The organism is Pseudomonas fluorescens (assembly GCF_041354075.1).
In the GTDB taxonomy this organism is placed as follows: Bacteria; Pseudomonadota; Gammaproteobacteria; order Pseudomonadales; family Pseudomonadaceae; genus Aquipseudomonas; species Aquipseudomonas fluorescens_CE.
Genome location: NZ_JARZGC010000031.1, coordinates 1 through 16924, shown reverse-complemented (window position 1 = coordinate 16924; position 16924 = coordinate 1). Strand labels below are relative to the sequence as shown.

The following is a 16924-nucleotide window of genomic DNA, read 5'->3' as shown; positions in this document are numbered from 1 at the left end:
GGAAGGGGGAAGAGTTTAAGGGTAAAGCGTGGGTGATACCTAACGCTCGCCGTGGAAATTGGACAGGGTGGGGGCCGGTTTGCTCCGGGCTGCGTTCCGACGATGGCGGAGTATCAGCCGCTATTGATGCTGGATGTGCCGGCCTCTTCGCGAGCAAGCCCGCTCCCACAGGGATATGCGTTGCACCGGGTATCTTGGCCATGCCTCGGGCAGTGTGGGAGCTGGCTTGCTCGCGATGGCGGAGTATCAGCCGCCATTGATGTCGGATCTGTCGGCCTCTTCGCGGGCAAGCCCGCTCCCACAGGGATTTGCGCTGTACTCGCTAGCTTGGGCAGTGTGGGAGCGAGCCTGCTCCGGGCGGCGCTCCGAAGATGGCGGTGGATCAGGCAGGAATGATGCTGTTCATTTTGGGTAAAGCGGCGGCAACCCGCTGTCGCCCAGCGGGTCCTGGGCGCGTTCGGCGATTGGCATGGTGCGGATGGCGCGCCACAGCTCTTCGCCTTGCCAGTGCTGGCCGGTTTCGCTGTAGAGGGCGCCGTTCAGGCCGTCCAGGGCATCGGACAGCGGGACGAAGCGCGCGGCCATGTCCGCCAGGGTTTCCGGTTGCTGGCGCGCCCAGGCGTCCAGGGCCTGGCGGGTGGCGTGGGTGTCATTGGCCTGGCAGGCACGCTTGAGGTCGTCCAGCACGGTGCGCGGGCTCGGGCCGGTCTGTGCGGCGCGCAGGATCGCCGGCTGCCAGCGGGCGCGCCACCAGAGGCCGAAGCCCATAAGGGTGGTGCAGGCCAGGATCAGCGTACTGAGTTTCCACCACCACAGCGCTTCATTGTCCGCAGCGGAGATGACCGCTGGCGCGCCGGCCGGGGTATCGACGATCAGGCCCGGATTATTCGCCACGTGCAGGGTCCGGGCCGGCAGGCTGGTGTGCTCCAGGTGGTCCTCGAAGGTGTTCCACCAGACCACGTCCACAGCCGGCAGCTCGATATCGCCACTGTGCACGGGCACCAGGGCCTCGCGATCTTCACGACTGCCCACCAGGCCGCGCTCAGTGTTCTGATTACCCAGCACCGGCTGGTCGGGGTAGCGCCGCAAGCCGTTGACCTCGGTGGCCGGTAGCGGCGGCAGTTGCGAGCTGGCCAGGCCTTCGGCCTTCAGGGTCAGGCTGCGCGTCAGCGAGTCGCCGAGCTGTGCGTGATCCGGTTCCGGATTCCAGCTTTCACTCAGGCTCAGGCTGCGCGCCGGCAGCCAGGGGACATCAGCCGGATAGGTCGCGGGCTTGGCCTTGACGGTCAGCGCCAGTACGGCGGAACTGACACGCATCAACTTGCCGGATTTCGGCACCTGGGCTTCGATGTCCTGGGCCGGCTGCGGGTCGACCAGGGTGGCGCTGAAGATCTGTGCCGGTATGGTCAACTGGCCGCTGTGTTGCGGATAGATCGCGTAGCGCAGTTCGATCACGCCGTGGCGCAGGCCATTGATGTCCTTTTCGTAGGTGCGTGATTCGCCCAACTGCTCGATACGTGCGTCAGGAATCTGCAGCGGCGTCAGGTTGCTGTCGTCATACAGCGAAACGGAATGGTAGATGCGCAGCGTCAGGATCGCCTGGGCCTGCACGTAGACGCTGGACTGATCGAGGCTGGCTTCGATGAAAACCGGCGCCTGGTTGGCGTTGTCTTCGCGGGTTTCGCTTTCAACCACTTGCAGGGTGATCGGCTGGCTCTGCGCCTCGCCCAATTTCAGCGGGGCAATCACCACGCTGCCGTTCTGGCGTGGCAGCAGGGTAATGATCCAGCGGGTGGTGGCGCGGCTGTCGCCGTTGATGGTGGTCAACTGGTTGACCTGGCGCGTGCCGCGCACTTCGAACAGCGGTTCCAGTGCCGCGAGGTCAGGCTTGCCGAATTGCGTGACGTCGTTGGTTTCCAGGGTCAGCTCGACCGTTTCGCCGGAGTTCAGGCGAGTGCGGTCGACACTGGCGACCAGCTCCGCAGCCTGGGCCTGCAGGGACCAGAGCAGCGTGCTGACGAAGAAAACGGTGAAGCGGTTCATCGAATGTTTTCCTGATCCTGATGTTGTTGCTGTTCGTACCAGAATTTGCGCCTCAGCAGCTCCCCCGGATCATCCGGGATCGTGCGCAGCCATTGCTCCAGCGCCTGGCGCTGTTCGCCATCGATGGCATCGCTGGCCGGGCGCATGGGCGGGGTGGTGCTTTGTTCGTCGCCCAGTTCGCTGCCGGGCACTTCGTTACTGCCCGGTCGTGGCGGTGCGGTTGCCGTGTCCTGCGCTTCGGTGGCCGGCGCCTGGGCGTCGGGGCTGGATTCGTCGGTGTTGGCCGGCGGGGTGGCGGCACCCGGCTGCGGCGCCTGTGGGGCGCCGGCCGGTTCGTCCGGACTTTTTTCCGGCTCGGCCTGCTTGGGCGCGTTCTTCTGCTTCAGCAGGTTTTCCACCAGCGCCTTGTTGGTCAGCGCCGGTCGCAGGTCCGGCCGAAGCTCCAGGGCTTGTTCGTACGCGTCCAGCGCGGCTTCCAGTTCACCGCTGCGAGCCAGCGCGTTGCCTCGATTGTAGTGGGCGTGGGCGTCATTGCCTTCGGCGAAGCGCTGGGCGGCGCCACTGTAGTCGCCCGCCTCATAGAGCGCGACGCCTTGCCATTGCCGATTCTCGAAATGCTGCGCGGCCTCGGCCGGGCGTTTCTGCTTGAGCAGGTGCAGGCCCTGCTGATCGGGACGCAACCACAAATCCTTGAAGTCGAAGGCGTAACTCGGTTGTGGCAGCAGGAACAGCAGCGGCACAAAGAACAACCAGCCCCTTCGCCCGGCACAGGCCGCCAGCAACAACAGGGGCAGCAACAGCCAGTAACCTTGATCGGCCCAGGTATCGAGCCGCAGGGTCTGGCCATCATCACGCAGGTTGCGTGGACCGGCCAGCAGGCCGAGGCCGCGCAGGTCGGCATCTTCCAGGCGTGCGTGGCGATAACGGCCGCCGAGGCCGTTGACGAAGGCTTTGAGGCTCGGCTCGTCCAGGTGCGGCACCAGGATCGCGCCCTGATCGTCCTTGAGGAAACTGCCGTCTTCCTGGGTGATCGGCGACCCTTCGGCCGTGCCGACGCCGAGCATCAGGAACTGGGTCGATTTGCTCTCCAGCGCCTGCTGAATGCCCTCGCGTTCCAGCTCGTTCAAGGACGAGCCGACCAGCAGGATCCGGCCATCGCCCAGTGCGCCTTGCTTGAGCAACGCCAGCGCCTTGGTCACCGCGAGGTCGGCGCGATGGCCGGCCTGGGGCATCAGCGACGGTTTGAGCGCATCCAGCAGGTTGCGACTGGTGGCCAGGTCGTCCGACAGCGGCACCAACGTGTGTGCGCTGCCGGCGTAGACGATGATGGCGGTCTGCGCGTCGCTGCGGTTCTGCAACAGGTCGAACAGTTTGCGGCGTGCCTGTTCCAGCCGGTTGGGCGTGACGTCGGTGGCGAGCATTTCCGGGGTCAGCTCCAGGATCACCACCAGCGGGTCAGCCGGTTTCTGGCTGTTTTGCTCGACACGCTCCCAGCTCGGCCCGAGCAGCGCCAGAATCGTCAGCAACCAGGCCACGCCCAGCGCCGCCCACGGCAACTTGCTGTCGCGACCGTTGCCGCCGCTGAGCAGCGCGGCGTGGAAGACCGGCGGCAGGATCATCTGCCAGCGTCCGGCGCGCTTCTGCCGGTGCCACAGTTGCCAGAGCAGCCAACCCAGCAGCGGCACCAGCAACAGCCACCAGGGCCGGAACCAGTAGGGCCAAAGCGCACTCATCGGCGCCTCCGCAGGCGCAGGCGCCTGAGCCGCTGGCGCCAGTCAGGCAGGGTGGTCTGCGACAGCAGGTCCTTGGTGAACAGACGCTGCAACGGGTTGTCCGGCCAGCGTTCGCGTACCACCAGCAACATGCTCAGCAGCAGCGCCATCGCCAACGGCCAGTGGTACAGCGCCTGGGCGGGGCGGGCCTGGGTCGGTTGTTGGGTCACGGGCTCCAGTTGATCGAGGGTTTCCTTGATCGCGTCCAGCTGCGCGCCGTCGCGAGCACGGAAATACTGCCCATCGGTGGCGGCAGCGATGGCTTGCAGCGCCGGTTCATCGAGGTCCAGGCTCGGGTTGACGCCGAGAAAGCCCGGGGTGCCGGACTGCTCCGGGTCGGCGCCGATGCCGATGGTGTAGATTTTTACCCCTTCTCGGGCCGCCAGGCGCGCCGCCGTCAACGGGTCGATTTCACCGCCGTTGTTGGCGCCGTCGGTGATCAGGATCAGCACGCGGCTTTGCGCCGGACGCAGGCGCAGTCGCTTGAGGGCCAGGCCGATGGCGTCTCCGATGGCGGTGTTCTTGCCGGCAATGCCCACCCGCGCTTCATCGAGCCAGACCCGCACCGTACGGCGATCGAACGTCAGCGGCGCCTGCAAATAGGCGCGGCTGCCGAACAGGATCAGGCCGACCCGGTCGCCGTCGCGGCTTTCCAGAAAGTCGCCGAGCAGGTGTTGCACCAGCGTCAGGCGGCTGACCTCGTCCTCCTGCCACTGCATATCGGGGAAATCCATCGAACCGGACACGTCCACCGCCACCAGCAGGTCGCGGCCACTGGCGGCAATGGGCAGCGGTTCGCCGAGCCACTGCGGGCGCGCCGCCGCAATCAGCAGGAACAGCCAGAGCAGCATGAACGGTGCCTGTTGGCGCCAGGCCGGCAGGTTGGCCCGGGCCCGGCGTCGTGCCAGGCCTTCGAGGTCGCCAAGGAAGCTGACCTTGAGCGCCGGCTCGCCGCTGTCGGCCACCGGCAGCACGAGGCGCATCAACCACGGCAGCGGCAGCAGGGCGAAGATCCACGGCCAGGCGAACTCAAACATGTTTGCGAATCCAGGTGTCGACGGCCTGGGTCAGGCCGGCGATGGCCTTGTCGTCGAGTTTGCATTCGGGCTTGTAGGCGCCTTCGACCAGTACCATCCAGCGCGTCAGACCGGCGGCGGGGCAGCGGTTGTCGAGAAACGCCAGCCATTTACGGCCATTGAGGGTGTGGCTTTGGCTGTAGGGGTAATGGTTGCGGCACAGACGTTTGAGCAGGCCATTGAGCTGTTGCAGCCAAGCGCCGGCCGGAGCGCCGTCGTAGGGCTTGGGCAGCAGCGCAAGTTCGGCCAGCGCGGCAAGGCGCACCGGGTCCAAGGGCTGTTCGGCACGCACGATGAGGCGTTTGTTCGGTAGCAGGCTTCGGGCTTTCCACAGGCCGAACGCAATCAGTGCCAGTGCCAGCAGCAACAGCCACCAGCCCGGCGCTGGCGGCCACAGGCTGATGGGCGGCGGCGAAATCAACGGTTGCAACTGGTCCAGGCTGCTCATCGACCCGTCCCCGCGTTTTGTGGGTTGAGGTACTCGCGCAGTTGCTCGACCATTTCACTCTGGGTGCTCAATGGCATCAGCAACACCCGAAGCTTCTGCGCCAGCAGTTCCCAGCGGGCGATCCGCGCCTCGGCCTGGGCGCGGTAGGCTTGGCGCAGGTCGTAATTGAGGGTGTCGACTTCCAGTTGTGCTCCCCGTTCGGCGAAGCGCAGCAGGCCGGCGGCGGGCAGGGCGTGGTCCAGCGGGTCGGATACCGGCAACAGCAGCAGGTCGCAATGGCGCGACAACAGGCTCAGCTGCTGCTCGGTGCCCTCGGTCAAGGCGCGCTCGTCGCAGATCAGGATCACCAGGCTGCCCGGGCGCAAGACTTCACGGGCGCGGCGCAGGGCCAGGTTGAGGGTGTCGCGATTCTGTTCGGTTTCGGTGTGCAGCGACTGATTGACCCGCACCAGCCGGTTGAGCAGTTGCAGCAGGCTCTGTTTGCTGCGGCGCGGCTTGATCTCGTAGTGCTCGTTGTCGCCGAACACCAGCCCGCCCACCCGGTCGTTATGACCGAGCGCCGCCCAACCGATCAGGCTCGCGGCCTGGGCGGCGAGCACCGATTTGAACATCAGCCCGGAACCGAAGAACAGCCGACGGCTTTGCTCGACCATGATGAAGATCGGTCGCTCGCGCTCTTCATGGAACAGCTTGGTGTGCGGTTCCTGGGTTCGGGCGGTGACGCGCCAGTCGATGGTGCGTACGTCGTCGCCGGCCTGGTAGACCCGCACCTGATCGAAATCCACCCCACGGCCTCGCAGCTTGGAGTGGTGCAGGCCGATCAGCGGGCTGCGCTGGCTTGGCGTGGAGAACAGTTGCACTTCGCGCACGCGATGGCGCATCTCGATCAGGTCGGCGAGGCTGATGCGGATGCCCGGCTCGGGCGGCAGGTGGGCGTTCATCGGGGTCAAGCGACGGCTACGACGTCGAGAATTCGCTGGACCACCCGGTCCTGGTCAATGCCGGCGGCCTCGGCTTCGAAGGACAGGATGATGCGATGGCGCAGCACGTCGAACAGCACGGCCTGAATGTCCTCCGGGCTGACGAAGTCGCGACCGGCCAGCCAGGCGTGGGCCCGGGCGCAGCGGTCCAGGGCGATCGAACCGCGCGGGCTGGCGCCATAGGCGATCCACTCGGCCATTTCCGGGTCGAACTTGGCCGGGGTGCGCGTGGCCATGACCAGTTGCACCAGGTATTCCTCCACGGCGTCGGCCATGTACAGGCCGAGGATTTCCTTGCGCGCGGCGAAGATTGCCTGCTGGCTGACCCGGCGTTCCGGCTTGGTTTCGCCGTTAAGCGCTTCGCCACGGGCCTGTTGCAGGATGCGGCGTTCGACCGCGGCGTCCGGAAAGCCGATTTTCACGTGCATCAGGAAGCGGTCGAGCTGAGCTTCGGGCAGCGGATAGGTGCCTTCCTGCTCGATCGGGTTCTGCGTGGCCATCACCAGGAACAGCGGCGACAACTCGTAGGTGCTGCGCCCGACACTGACCTGGCGCTCGGCCATGGCTTCGAGCAGGGCCGATTGCACCTTGGCCGGCGCCCGGTTGATTTCGTCCGCGAGCACCAGGTTGTGGAAGATCGGGCCTTGCTGGAACACGAAGCTGCCGGTTTCCGGGCGATAGATCTCCGTGCCGGTGATGTCGGCGGGCAGCAGGTCGGGGGTGAACTGGATACGATGGAACTGGGCTTCGATACCCTCGGCGAGCTCCTTGATGGCCTTGGTCTTGGCCAGGCCCGGTGCACCCTCGACCAGCATGTGGCCATCGGCGAGCAGGGCGATGAGCAAGCGCTCGATGAGTTTTTCCTGGCCGAGAATCTGCGTTGAAAGAAAGGTTCGCAGCGCGATCAGCGCTTCACGATGTTCCATCGATGACTGTTCCTGGAAAGGGAGACCGAAGACGTTCGAATTAACGCCAGGGCTGGGGGCGTTACTTTAATCCATCGCGGGGGGCGGCGACTAACGGCATTTTGTGCAAAGTGTGGGAAATGATGGGAACGATGGCGACCTAGCGGGCGCCATCGCGAGCAGGCTCACTCCCACAAAGAGGCAGTTTGCATGGCCCCTGTGGGCGCGAGACTGCTCGCGACGGGGCCCGCCCAAACACCCTCAAAGCTCGCTGATGTAGGTCCCGCTGCCCTTGAGAATGTTGCGCAAGGTCTCCTCGACCTCCGCCAGGTCATCCGCATCGGTGCCGTGAATGATTTCCAGCGAATCATCACCATTGAGCGCGTCGGCATCCGCGGCGGCGATTTCGATCAGCAGGCGAGTCGGGCTGAGGGTGACTTTCACGCCGTCCAGGGTCGAAGGTTCGCCGTCGAGGGTGATTTCCAGCTCGTCCTCGTCCGGATAGCGGGTCATCAGGAACATTTCCCCCTGGTTGCTGTGGCAGGCCAGCATGGCCATGTTGTCTTCTTCGTCGTCGCACGGGTTGACGATCAACAGGGCGGTGGTCATTTGCATGGGGAATTCCTGGCTCGACGAGCGTTGTGAAAGCGACAAAAGGCAATTCTGCCAGCCCTTGGGCATTTCTGCTTGGCTGACTCGACGAATCCTTCGTGAACATCCGCTGTCCTGTCGGTCATTTCTGGTACGCCAGTGCCGTAAATACGGGGATAAAACGCCCAATTTCCCTTGCGGCTGCTAGTGTTGTCCGAGGCATGTCGCGCCAGCTGCATTCCGATGACCGAATATGTCGCAGCACTGCAAGCAGCGGCCTTGCCGCACTGGTTAAGCTGCGCATCGAATGGATACCTGTAAAGACCTGCCTGTAAAGAGAGTGTGCAATTGATCGCACAGTGGTTTTTGCAGATGCCCATTCACGGAAGGTGAATGTGACCTGAGTGTCCCGTCCAGCTTCATCCACCTGTCACCCTGTTTCCTCTGCCCGAGAATCAGGAACAGGATGACGGATCGCCCCGAAAGGGGTGTTGCACGCGACGCTTCAATCAATAACAAGCCCAAGCGGAGTACCACAGATGGCGTTCTTCACCGCAGCCAGCAAAGCCGACTTCCAGCACCAACTGCAAGCGGCACTGGCGCAGCACATCAGTGAACAGGCACTGCCACAAGTGGCGCTGTTCGCTGAACAATTCTTCGGCATCATTTCCCTGGACGAGCTGACCCAGCGTCGCCTGTCCGACCTCGCTGGCTGTACCCTTTCTGCGTGGCGCCTGCTTGAGCGCTTCGATCACGCGCAACCGCAAGTGCGCGTCTACAACCCCGATTACGAACGCCACGGCTGGCAGTCGACCCACACCGCGGTCGAAGTGCTGCACCACGACCTGCCATTCCTGGTCGACTCGGTGCGCACCGAGCTGAACCGCCGCGGCTACAGCATTCACACCCTGCAGACCACCGTGCTCAGCGTGCGTCGTGGCAGCAAGGGCGAATTGCTGGAAATCCTGCCCAAAGGCACCCAGGGCGACGACGTGCTGCAAGAGTCGTTGATGTACCTGGAAATCGACCGCTGCGCCAACACCGCCGAACTGAACGTACTGGCCAAAGAGCTGGAGCAGGTGCTGGGTGAAGTGCGCGTCGCCGTCACCGATTTCGAGCCGATGAAGGCCAAGGTCCAGGAAATTCTGACCAACCTGGACAACAGCCGTTTCGCCGTCGATGCCGAAGAAAAGAACGAAATCAAGAGTTTCCTGGAATGGCTGGTGGGCAACCACTTCACCTTCCTCGGCTACGAAGAGTTCGTGGTCACCGATCAGGCCGATGGCGGCCACATCGAGTACGACCAGAACTCCTTCCTCGGCCTGACCAAGCTGCTGCGCGTCGGCCTGACCAATGAAGACCGCCGCATCGAAGACTACGCCGTGAACTACCTGCGCGAGCCGACCCTGCTGTCGTTCGCCAAGGCCGCGCACCCGAGCCGTGTTCACCGTCCGGCTTACCCTGACTACGTGTCGATCCGTGAAATCGACGCCGACGGCAAGGTCATCAAGGAATGCCGTTTCATGGGCCTGTACACCTCCTCGGTGTACGGCGAAAGCGTGCGGGTGATCCCGTTCATTCGCCGCAAGGTCGCGGAAATCGAGCGCCGTTCCGGCTTTCAGGCCAAGGCTCACTTGGGCAAGGAGCTGGCACAGGTCCTCGAAGTGCTGCCACGGGACGATCTGTTCCAGACCCCGGTGGACGAGCTGTTCAGCACCGTGATGTCGATCGTGCAGATCCAGGAACGCAACAAGATTCGCGTGTTCCTGCGCAAGGACCCGTACGGCCGTTTCTGCTACTGCCTGGCCTATGTGCCGCGCGACATCTACTCCACCGAAGTGCGCCAGAAGATCCAGCAAGTGCTGATGGATCGCCTGAAAGCCTCGGATTGCGAGTTCTGGACCTTCTTCTCCGAGTCCGTGCTGGCCCGTGTGCAGTTGATCCTGCGCGTGGACCCGAAAAACCGCATCGACATCGACCCGCAGCAACTGGAAAACGAAGTGATCCAGGCCTGCCGCAGCTGGCAGGACGATTACGCGGCGCTGACCGTCGAGAGCTTCGGCGAAGCCCACGGCACCAACGTGCTGGCTGACTACCCGAAAGGCTTCCCGGCCGGTTACCGCGAGCGTTTCGCGGCGCATTCGGCGGTGGTCGACATGCAGCACCTGCTGAGCCTGAACGAAAAAAATCCGCTGGTGATGAGCTTCTATCAGCCGCTGGGTCAGGTCTCCGGCCAGCGCGAGCTGCATTGCAAGCTGTATCACGCCGACACCCCGCTGGCGCTGTCCGACGTGTTGCCGATTCTGGAAAACCTCGGCCTGCGCGTGCTGGGCGAGTTCCCGTACCGCCTGCGTCACACCAATGGCCGCGAGTTCTGGATCCATGACTTCGCGTTCACCGCTGCCGAAGGCCTGGACCTCGATATCCAGCAGCTCAACGACACGCTGCAGGACGCTTTCGTCCACATCGTGCGTGGCGATGCCGAGAACGATGCGTTCAACCGCCTGGTGCTGACTGCCGGCCTGCCATGGCGCGACGTGGCGCTGCTGCGTGCCTACGCCCGTTACATGAAGCAGATCCGTCTGGGCTTCGACCTGGGCTACATCGCCAGCACCCTGAACAACCACACCGACATCGCTCGCGAACTGACCCGGTTGTTCAAGACCCGCTTCTACCTGGCGCGCAAGCTCAGCGGCGACGACCTGGACGACAAGCAGCAACGTCTGGAACAAGCGATTCTGACGGCGCTGGACGAGGTTCAGGTGCTCAACGAAGACCGCATCCTGCGTCGTTACCTGGACCTGATCAAGGCGACCCTGCGCACCAACTTCTACCAGACCGACGCCAACGGCCAGAACAAGTCGTACTTCAGCTTCAAGTTCAACCCGCACCTGATTCCAGAACTGCCCAAGCCGGTGCCGAAGTTCGAGATATTCGTGTATTCGCCACGGGTCGAAGGCGTGCACCTGCGCTTCGGCAACGTCGCGCGCGGCGGTCTGCGCTGGTCCGACCGCGAGGAAGACTACCGCACCGAAGTGCTGGGCCTGGTAAAAGCCCAGCAAGTGAAGAACTCGGTCATCGTGCCCGTGGGCGCCAAGGGTGGTTTCCTGCCACGTCGCCTGCCACTGGGCGGTGGCCGGGACGAGATCGCGGCCGAAGGCGTCGCCTGCTACCGCATCTTCATTTCCGGGTTGCTGGACATCACCGACAACCTGAAGGATGGCGCGCTGGTTCCGCCGGCCAACGTCGTGCGGCATGACGACGATGACCCGTACCTGGTCGTCGCCGCCGACAAAGGCACCGCGACCTTCTCCGACATCGCCAACGGCATCGCCATCGACTACGGTTTTTGGCTCGGCGACGCCTTCGCCTCCGGCGGCTCGGCCGGTTACGACCACAAGAAGATGGGCATCACCGCCAAGGGCGCGTGGGTCGGCGTACAACGCCACTTCCGCGAGCGCGGCATCAATGTCCAGGAAGACAGCATCACGGTGGTGGGCGTCGGCGACATGGCCGGTGACGTGTTCGGCAACGGCTTGCTGATGTCCGACAAGCTGCAACTGGTCGCGGCGTTCAACCACCTGCACATCTTCATCGACCCGAACCCGAACCCGGCGACCAGCTTCGCCGAGCGTCAGCGCCTGTTCGACCTGCCACGTTCGGCGTGGTCGGATTACGACACCAGCATCATGTCCGAAGGCGGCGGGATCTTCTCGCGCAGCGCGAAGAGCATCGCGATTTCCCCGCAGATGCAGGAACGTTTCGACATCAAGGCCGACAAGCTGACCCCGACCGAGTTGCTCAATGCCTTGCTCAAGGCGCCGGTCGACCTGCTGTGGAACGGCGGTATCGGGACCTACGTCAAGGCCAGCACCGAAAGCCACGCCGATGTCGGCGACAAGGCCAACGATGCGCTGCGCGTGAACGGCAACGAGCTGCGCTGCAAAGTCGTGGGCGAGGGCGGTAACCTCGGCATGACCCAACTGGGTCGTGTGGAGTTCGGGCTCAATGGTGGCGGTTCCAACACCGACTTCATCGACAACGCCGGTGGCGTGGACTGCTCCGACCACGAAGTGAACATCAAGATCCTGCTGAACGAAGTGGTTCAGGCTGGCGACATGACCGACAAGCAGCGCAACCAGTTGCTGGCGAGCATGACCGACGAAGTCGGTGGCCTGGTGCTGGGCAACAACTACAAGCAGACCCAGGCGTTGTCCCTGGCGGCTCGCCGTGCCCTGCCGCGCATCGCCGAATACAAGCGCCTGATGAACGACCTGGAAGGTCGCGGCAAGCTGGATCGCGCCATCGAGTTCCTGCCGGCCGAAGAGCAGATCAACGAACGCGTCGCGGCGGGCCATGGCCTGACGCGTCCGGAACTGTCGGTCCTGATCTCCTACAGCAAGATCGACCTCAAGGCACAATTGCTCGAGTCCCTGGTACCGGATGACGACTACCTGACCCGCGACATGGAAACCGCTTTCCCGCCAACGCTGGTGAGCAAGTTCTCCGAAGCCATGCGCCGTCACCGCCTGAAGCGCGAAATCGTCAGCACCCAGATCGCCAACGATCTGGTGAACCACATGGGTATCACCTTCGTTCAGCGACTCAAGGAGTCGACCGGCATGAGCCCGGCGAACGTGGCGGGTGCGTATGTCATCGTTCGGGATATTTTCCACCTCCCGCACTGGTTCCGTCAGATCGAAGCCCTGGACTACAAGGTGTCCGCTGACGTGCAACTGGAGATGATGGACGAACTGATGCGCCTGGGCCGTCGTGCCACGCGCTGGTTCCTGCGTGCGCGCCGCAACGAGCAGAATGCGGCCCGTGACGTTGCGCATTTTGGTCCGCACCTCAAGGAGTTGGGCCTGAAGCTCGACGAACTGCTGGAAGGGCCGACCCGCGAGGGCTGGCAGAAGCGTTACCAGGCGTACGTCGAGGCGGGTGTGCCAGAGTTGCTGGCACGGATGGTGGCGGGCACTTCGCACCTGTACACCCTGCTGCCTGTCATCGAGGCGTCCGACGTGACCGGCCAGGACCCTGCGGAAGTGGCCAAGGCCTACTTCGCCGTGGGCGAGAAGCTGGACATCACCTGGTACCTGCAACAGATCAGCGCCCTGCCGGTTGAAAACAACTGGCAGGCCCTGGCCCGTGAAGCGTTCCGCGATGATGTCGACTGGCAACAGCGCGCAATCACCATCTCGGTCCTGCAACTGTGCGAAGCCTCGGTGGAAGCACGTCTGGACGCCTGGATCGCGCAACACGAGAGCATGATCGAGCGCTGGCGCTCCATGCTGGTGGAAATCCGTGCCGCCAGCGGTACGGACTACGCCATGTATGCGGTCGCCAACCGTGAGTTGCTGGATCTGGCGTTGAGCGGGCAAGCGGTAGTGCCTGCAGCAGCCCAGGCCAGCGCGGAGCTGGAACCGGCCTGATCAGACGTTGAATGAAAAAACCCCGTATCGAAAGATACGGGGTTTTTTTATGGCCGAAATCGGGCTCGCCGCAAAAACCCTGTGGGAGCGGGCTTGCTCGCGAAGGCGGCGGCACAGTCTGCTGAGTTGTCCGCAGGCCTACCGCTATCGCGAGCAAGCCCGCTCCGACACTGGGGTTACCGCTCGCGTGTCTGTTCAATGTTCCAGCGGTATCAACACTTTCTCGTCCGGCGACAGCACCATGAACACCAGCAGCTTGGCGGGCTTGGTCTTGCTGGCGTTTTTCGACACCAGATGCTCGGAACCTGCCGGTTCATACCAGTACTCACCGGCCTTGTAGGTTTTTGCCGGTTCACCCTTGACCTGGGAAACGATCGCTCCCGAGAGTACGTAGGCCATGGCGGTGCCTTCGTGTTTGTGGGCGATGGACGACTGGCCGGGTTTGTAGTCGACTTCAAGCATCAGGGCTTTTTTGTCCGGAACGTTCTTGAGGACTTCATCCTGCAGGATCGTGACTTTTTCCGAAGGGTCGTGGGCAAAAGCCGGGCCGCTGAGGACGAGAAGGGCGAGCGGGGCAGCGAGCAGACGCAAAGCTTTCATTGTTCTTCACCTGCGGTGGTTGATTGGCAGTACCAACGTTAGTCCGCCAGCAGGGGGAATCAAACAGCCAATACTCTGGAAGGCAAGGGGACCAATGAGCCGATCCCCACATCGGTTGCATCAGCGCAGCGGGTAGCTGTTGAAGTCCACGGCGTTCGCCAGCTGACAATCCATCAGTTCAATGAAGCCCTGGGCTTGCGGGGTGTTGAAATGCGAGTGCATGGCCGCTTCCGATTGCCAGCGGGCACTGACGTTCCAGCGGTTGCTGTCCTCGGGGCAGCGGTCGACCATATAGGATTCACAGCCCGGTAACTCGCGCAGGGTTTCGACAATCTTTTGCAGTTGCTTGCCCAGCTCTTCCGAGCGACCGGAGACGGCCTGCACCTTTACGGTATTGATCACTTCGTTGGACATTACTCACACTCCTGAATCAGGCCGGACGAATCCTGCTCATTGAGGGACAACGCCCATGCAGAATAGGCCTGCACTCCCGGACCGCCAATAGCCAATCGCCGGATAAAACCGCAGGCCAATGCCTTACGCCAGCTGCTGCAAGAGGTCCCGCAGCCGGTCCAGGGCGGTGTCGATGTCCAGGGTTTCAATGGCGCCAAAGCCCATGAGCAGGCCGGCCTGCGGCGTTTGCTGGTAGTAGAAGGGCTCGATGGAGTACAGGCCGACTTCGACTTTTTTCGCCAGTTCGACCAACAACGGCATATCGATAGGTGTTTTGCATCTAAGCGTCATGTGGAAACCGGCGGTGCTCGGGATCGCTTCGAGCCAGGGGGCCAGATCCCCGGCAACACGCGACAGCAGGCGTTCGCGCCGTCCGGCATAGATCGTATGACAGCGCCGGATGTGCTTGAGCAGGCAACCTTCGGCGATGAACTTGGCCAGCGCCCATTGGGGCAGGGTGGAGGTGTGCAGGTCGGTCAGTTGCTTGGCGCGGACCACGGCGTCGAGGATCGCCGGCGGGAGAATCATGTAGCCCAGGCGCAATTCCGGCAGCAGGGTCTTCGAAAAGGTCCCCACGTAGGCGACGATCCCGTGCTCGTCCATGCTTTGCAGGGAGTCGGTGGGGCGGCCTTCGTAGCGGAATTCGCTGTCGTAGTCGTCCTCGATGATGATCGCGCCCAATTCGCGGGCCCGTTCGAGCAGTGCCGCTCGGCGAACCTGGCTCATCGCGATGCCGAGGGGAAACTGATGCGAAGGGGTCACATAGATCAGGCGGGTGCCGTCGGGGATCTTGTCGACCTGAATGCCTTCGGCGTCCACCGGGACACCGACCACCGTGGCGCCGTGGGTGCCGAACAGCAGGCGCGCGGGCGGGTAGCCAGGGTCTTCCATGGCAACGATGCTGCCGGGGCGTGTCATCACCCGGGAAATCAGGTCCAGCGCCTGCTGCGCGCCGTTGCACACCACCACGTCTTCGTCCTGGCAGTTCACCCCACGGGAAAATGCGATGTGCCGGGCGATGGCGTTGCGCAGCGCCGGGAGGCCTTCGGCATAACTGTAGAACCCCTTGGAGCCGGCGATCTGGCGCAGCGCGTGGGCAGTGCAGCGTCGCCAGTCGTCCTGGGGAAACTGGCCCTTGCTGGTCGCGCCACCGATGAAGTCATAACGCAACGAGCCTTCCAGGGTCGGGTGACGCAGGAACACCGGCAGGTTGCGCCAGGACTCGATGACCTCGGCGCTCGCCAGTTGCGTGTGGTTCTGCTTGGGCTGAGCTTTCGCCGGCCGGGTGTTGACGAAGGTCCCCTTGCCGGTGACCCCGGTGAGGTAGTTCTCATAGGTCAGCTGCGCGTAGGTGTCGGAAATGGTCTTGCGCGAAATCCCCAACTGCTCAGCCAGCAGGCGACTGGGCGGCAACTGCGTGCCGGCGGCCAGGCGGCCGGATTCGATGGCGTCGCGCAACTGGTTGTACAACTGGCCTGCCAGGTCCTTGCGGCCGTTGATGACAACATGAAGTTCCATACCGACGGGCTCCTGGGGCAATTGTCGCGCGCTTGTGTCGCGCAAGATTACCCGCAAGCGTTGTTGCGCAGAAGTTGCGTAGTCGAAAAATCGGGGATTGGTCTTTTCAGGCAATGGCTCAGTGGTTTTTCGCGTAATTGGCTCTGTCACTTTCAGGCGTCAGCGCCTAATTTTGAGAACGACCCATCGACCCCGAGGCTTTTCATGACTTCCCGCCTGGATTACTACAGCGCATCGCCCAAGGCGATGAAGGCCATGATTGCCATGGAGGCGCTGACCAGCCACCTGAGCATCGAGCCGGAATTGCTGCACCTGATCAAGATCCGCGCTTCCCAGCTCAATGGCTGCGCTTTTTGCACCGACATGCATTCGGTGGATGCACGACGTCTCGGTGAGAGCGACCGGCGCCTGTATTCCATCGTGGTCTGGCGCGACAGCAACTTCTTCACTCCCCGCGAGCGCGCGGCGCTGGCCTGGACCGAATCGGTGACCTTGCTTGCCGACAGCCATGTGCCGGACGACGTCTACGAGCAGGCCCGGCAACATTTCAGCGAAGGCGAACTGGTGGACCTGACCATTGCCGTCACCACCATCAACAGCTGGAATCGGTTGGCGGTGAGCTTTCGGCAGGCGCCGAGCAACTGATCTGTCGGTCATTTATTCCTGTAGGAGCGAGGTTGCCCTGGGCGGCGTTCCGACGATGGACGTCAACGATGGTGCCGACTGCCTGGCACCCAGTGGTGTCTGGGACTCCATCGCGGACAAGTCCGCTCCTACAGGGGATTTGTGTCGGATCAGATTTCGAGGTTGATCCAACCAGGCTTCGGCTCTTCCGGTGCCACGGCCTTCACCACCTTGCCCGTCGCCACTTCCACGCGCTTGGCCACCTCCGGATCGTCGGCGAAGGGGATCAGGCTGGCGTCGTCAAGGCTCTGCGCAGTCTCCTGTCTCAAGCAGTATTCGACTGCCAGCCACAACCCGGCGACAAACAGTAAATCCAAAAGTATCTCGCCCATCTCAAGCCTCCCGTCAGGCAATCTGCGCTTCACGTTCGGCCAGGCGCACGTCCGCCACCCGCACGGTGCGCCAGACGTTGTAGGCCATCA

General features: G+C 63.3%; 13 protein-coding genes. 2 read left to right on the top strand and 11 right to left on the bottom strand.

Translation table 11 applies throughout. The features are described from left to right. Positions 1-402: 402 nt before the first annotated feature. The 7 genes from QIW53_RS25495 to QIW53_RS25465 all read right to left on the bottom strand — a co-directional run bounded on the left by QIW53_RS25495 (position 403) and on the right by QIW53_RS25465 (position 7839). Complete coding sequence (locus tag QIW53_RS25495) at positions 403-2043, bottom strand: BatD family protein (RefSeq protein WP_371052342.1); 1641 nt, start codon at positions 2041-2043, stop codon at positions 403-405. Next, the gene (locus tag QIW53_RS25490) at positions 2040-3776 is read right to left on the bottom strand and encodes a tetratricopeptide repeat protein (protein ID WP_371052341.1); all 1737 of its coding nucleotides are present in this window, start codon (positions 3774-3776) and stop codon (positions 2040-2042) included. The genes QIW53_RS25495 and QIW53_RS25490 overlap by 4 nt, the downstream gene beginning before the upstream one ends. Beyond that, positions 3773-4852: a vWA domain-containing protein gene (locus QIW53_RS25485; RefSeq protein ID WP_371052340.1), complete on the bottom strand. Its 1080-nt coding sequence runs from the start codon at positions 4850-4852 to the stop codon at positions 3773-3775. The genes QIW53_RS25490 and QIW53_RS25485 overlap by 4 nt, the downstream gene beginning before the upstream one ends. After that, complete coding sequence (locus QIW53_RS25480) at positions 4845-5339, bottom strand: DUF4381 domain-containing protein (protein WP_371052339.1); 495 nt, start codon at positions 5337-5339, stop codon at positions 4845-4847. The genes QIW53_RS25485 and QIW53_RS25480 overlap by 8 nt, the downstream gene beginning before the upstream one ends. Next, a complete protein-coding gene (locus QIW53_RS25475; RefSeq protein WP_371052338.1) occupies positions 5336-6280 on the bottom strand; it encodes a DUF58 domain-containing protein in 945 nt (314 codons plus the stop codon). The genes QIW53_RS25480 and QIW53_RS25475 overlap by 4 nt, the downstream gene beginning before the upstream one ends. Before the next feature lie 5 nt (positions 6281-6285). Then, complete coding sequence (locus QIW53_RS25470; RefSeq protein ID WP_192302915.1) at positions 6286-7245, bottom strand: AAA family ATPase; 960 nt, start codon at positions 7243-7245, stop codon at positions 6286-6288. 240 nt (positions 7246-7485) lie between these two features. Beyond that, entirely contained in the window at positions 7486-7839 is a 354-nt protein-coding gene (locus tag QIW53_RS25465) for a hypothetical protein (RefSeq protein WP_371052336.1), read from the bottom strand. Between the two features lie 515 nt (positions 7840-8354). Here QIW53_RS25465 and QIW53_RS25460 point away from each other — a divergent pair. Then, positions 8355-13247 (top strand): NAD-glutamate dehydrogenase, encoded by a 4893-nt coding sequence (locus QIW53_RS25460; protein WP_371052335.1) that lies wholly within the window; start codon positions 8355-8357, stop codon positions 13245-13247. Between the two features lie 195 nt (positions 13248-13442). On the opposite strand, the gene QIW53_RS25455 is transcribed toward QIW53_RS25460, so the two are convergent. The 3 genes from QIW53_RS25455 to pdxR all read right to left on the bottom strand — a co-directional run bounded on the left by QIW53_RS25455 (position 13443) and on the right by pdxR (position 15818). Continuing rightward, positions 13443-13847: a cupin domain-containing protein gene (locus tag QIW53_RS25455; protein ID WP_371052334.1), complete on the bottom strand. Its 405-nt coding sequence runs from the start codon at positions 13845-13847 to the stop codon at positions 13443-13445. Positions 13848-13967: 120 nt separating this feature from the next. Continuing rightward, complete coding sequence (locus QIW53_RS25450; protein WP_371052333.1) at positions 13968-14261, bottom strand: putative quinol monooxygenase; 294 nt, start codon at positions 14259-14261, stop codon at positions 13968-13970. Between the two features lie 123 nt (positions 14262-14384). Beyond that, the gene (gene pdxR, locus QIW53_RS25445; RefSeq protein WP_371052331.1) at positions 14385-15818 is read right to left on the bottom strand and encodes a MocR-like pyridoxine biosynthesis transcription factor PdxR; all 1434 of its coding nucleotides are present in this window, start codon (positions 15816-15818) and stop codon (positions 14385-14387) included. Between the two features lie 204 nt (positions 15819-16022). Here pdxR and QIW53_RS25440 point away from each other — a divergent pair, with 204 nt between their 5' ends. Then, complete coding sequence (locus tag QIW53_RS25440) at positions 16023-16463, top strand: carboxymuconolactone decarboxylase family protein (protein ID WP_371052330.1); 441 nt, start codon at positions 16023-16025, stop codon at positions 16461-16463. Positions 16464-16612: 149 nt separating this feature from the next. Here the strand turns inward: QIW53_RS25440 and QIW53_RS25435 are convergent, their stop codons facing one another. Beyond that, positions 16613-16834 (bottom strand): cbb3-type cytochrome c oxidase subunit 3, encoded by a 222-nt coding sequence (locus QIW53_RS25435; protein ID WP_371052328.1) that lies wholly within the window; start codon positions 16832-16834, stop codon positions 16613-16615. Positions 16835-16924 lie beyond the last annotated feature (90 nt).

Bases quoted from the DNA above. Each gene is read 5' to 3' on its own strand.
- QIW53_RS25455 (WP_371052334.1), bottom strand. From the start codon at position 13,847: ATGAAAGCTTTGCGTCTGCTCGCTGCCCCGCTCGCCCTTCTCGTCCTC.
- QIW53_RS25495 (WP_371052342.1), bottom strand. From the start codon at position 2,043: ATGAACCGCTTCACCGTTTTCTTCGTCAGCACGCTGCTCTGGTCCCTG.
- QIW53_RS25465 (WP_371052336.1), bottom strand. From the start codon at position 7,839: ATGCAAATGACCACCGCCCTGTTGATCGTCAACCCGTGCGACGACGAA.
- QIW53_RS25435 (WP_371052328.1), bottom strand. From the start codon at position 16,834: ATGGGCGAGATACTTTTGGATTTACTGTTTGTCGCCGGGTTGTGGCTG.
- QIW53_RS25490 (WP_371052341.1), bottom strand. From the start codon at position 3,776: ATGAGTGCGCTTTGGCCCTACTGGTTCCGGCCCTGGTGGCTGTTGCTG.
- QIW53_RS25450 (WP_371052333.1), bottom strand. From the start codon at position 14,261: ATGTCCAACGAAGTGATCAATACCGTAAAGGTGCAGGCCGTCTCCGGT.
- pdxR (WP_371052331.1), bottom strand. From the start codon at position 15,818: ATGGAACTTCATGTTGTCATCAACGGCCGCAAGGACCTGGCAGGCCAG.
- QIW53_RS25460 (WP_371052335.1), top strand. From the start codon at position 8,355: ATGGCGTTCTTCACCGCAGCCAGCAAAGCCGACTTCCAGCACCAACTG.
- QIW53_RS25475 (WP_371052338.1), bottom strand. From the start codon at position 6,280: ATGAACGCCCACCTGCCGCCCGAGCCGGGCATCCGCATCAGCCTCGCC.
- QIW53_RS25470 (WP_192302915.1), bottom strand. From the start codon at position 7,245: ATGGAACATCGTGAAGCGCTGATCGCGCTGCGAACCTTTCTTTCAACG.
- QIW53_RS25485 (WP_371052340.1), bottom strand. From the start codon at position 4,852: ATGTTTGAGTTCGCCTGGCCGTGGATCTTCGCCCTGCTGCCGCTGCCG.
- QIW53_RS25480 (WP_371052339.1), bottom strand. From the start codon at position 5,339: ATGAGCAGCCTGGACCAGTTGCAACCGTTGATTTCGCCGCCGCCCATC.
- QIW53_RS25440 (WP_371052330.1), top strand. From the start codon at position 16,023: ATGACTTCCCGCCTGGATTACTACAGCGCATCGCCCAAGGCGATGAAG.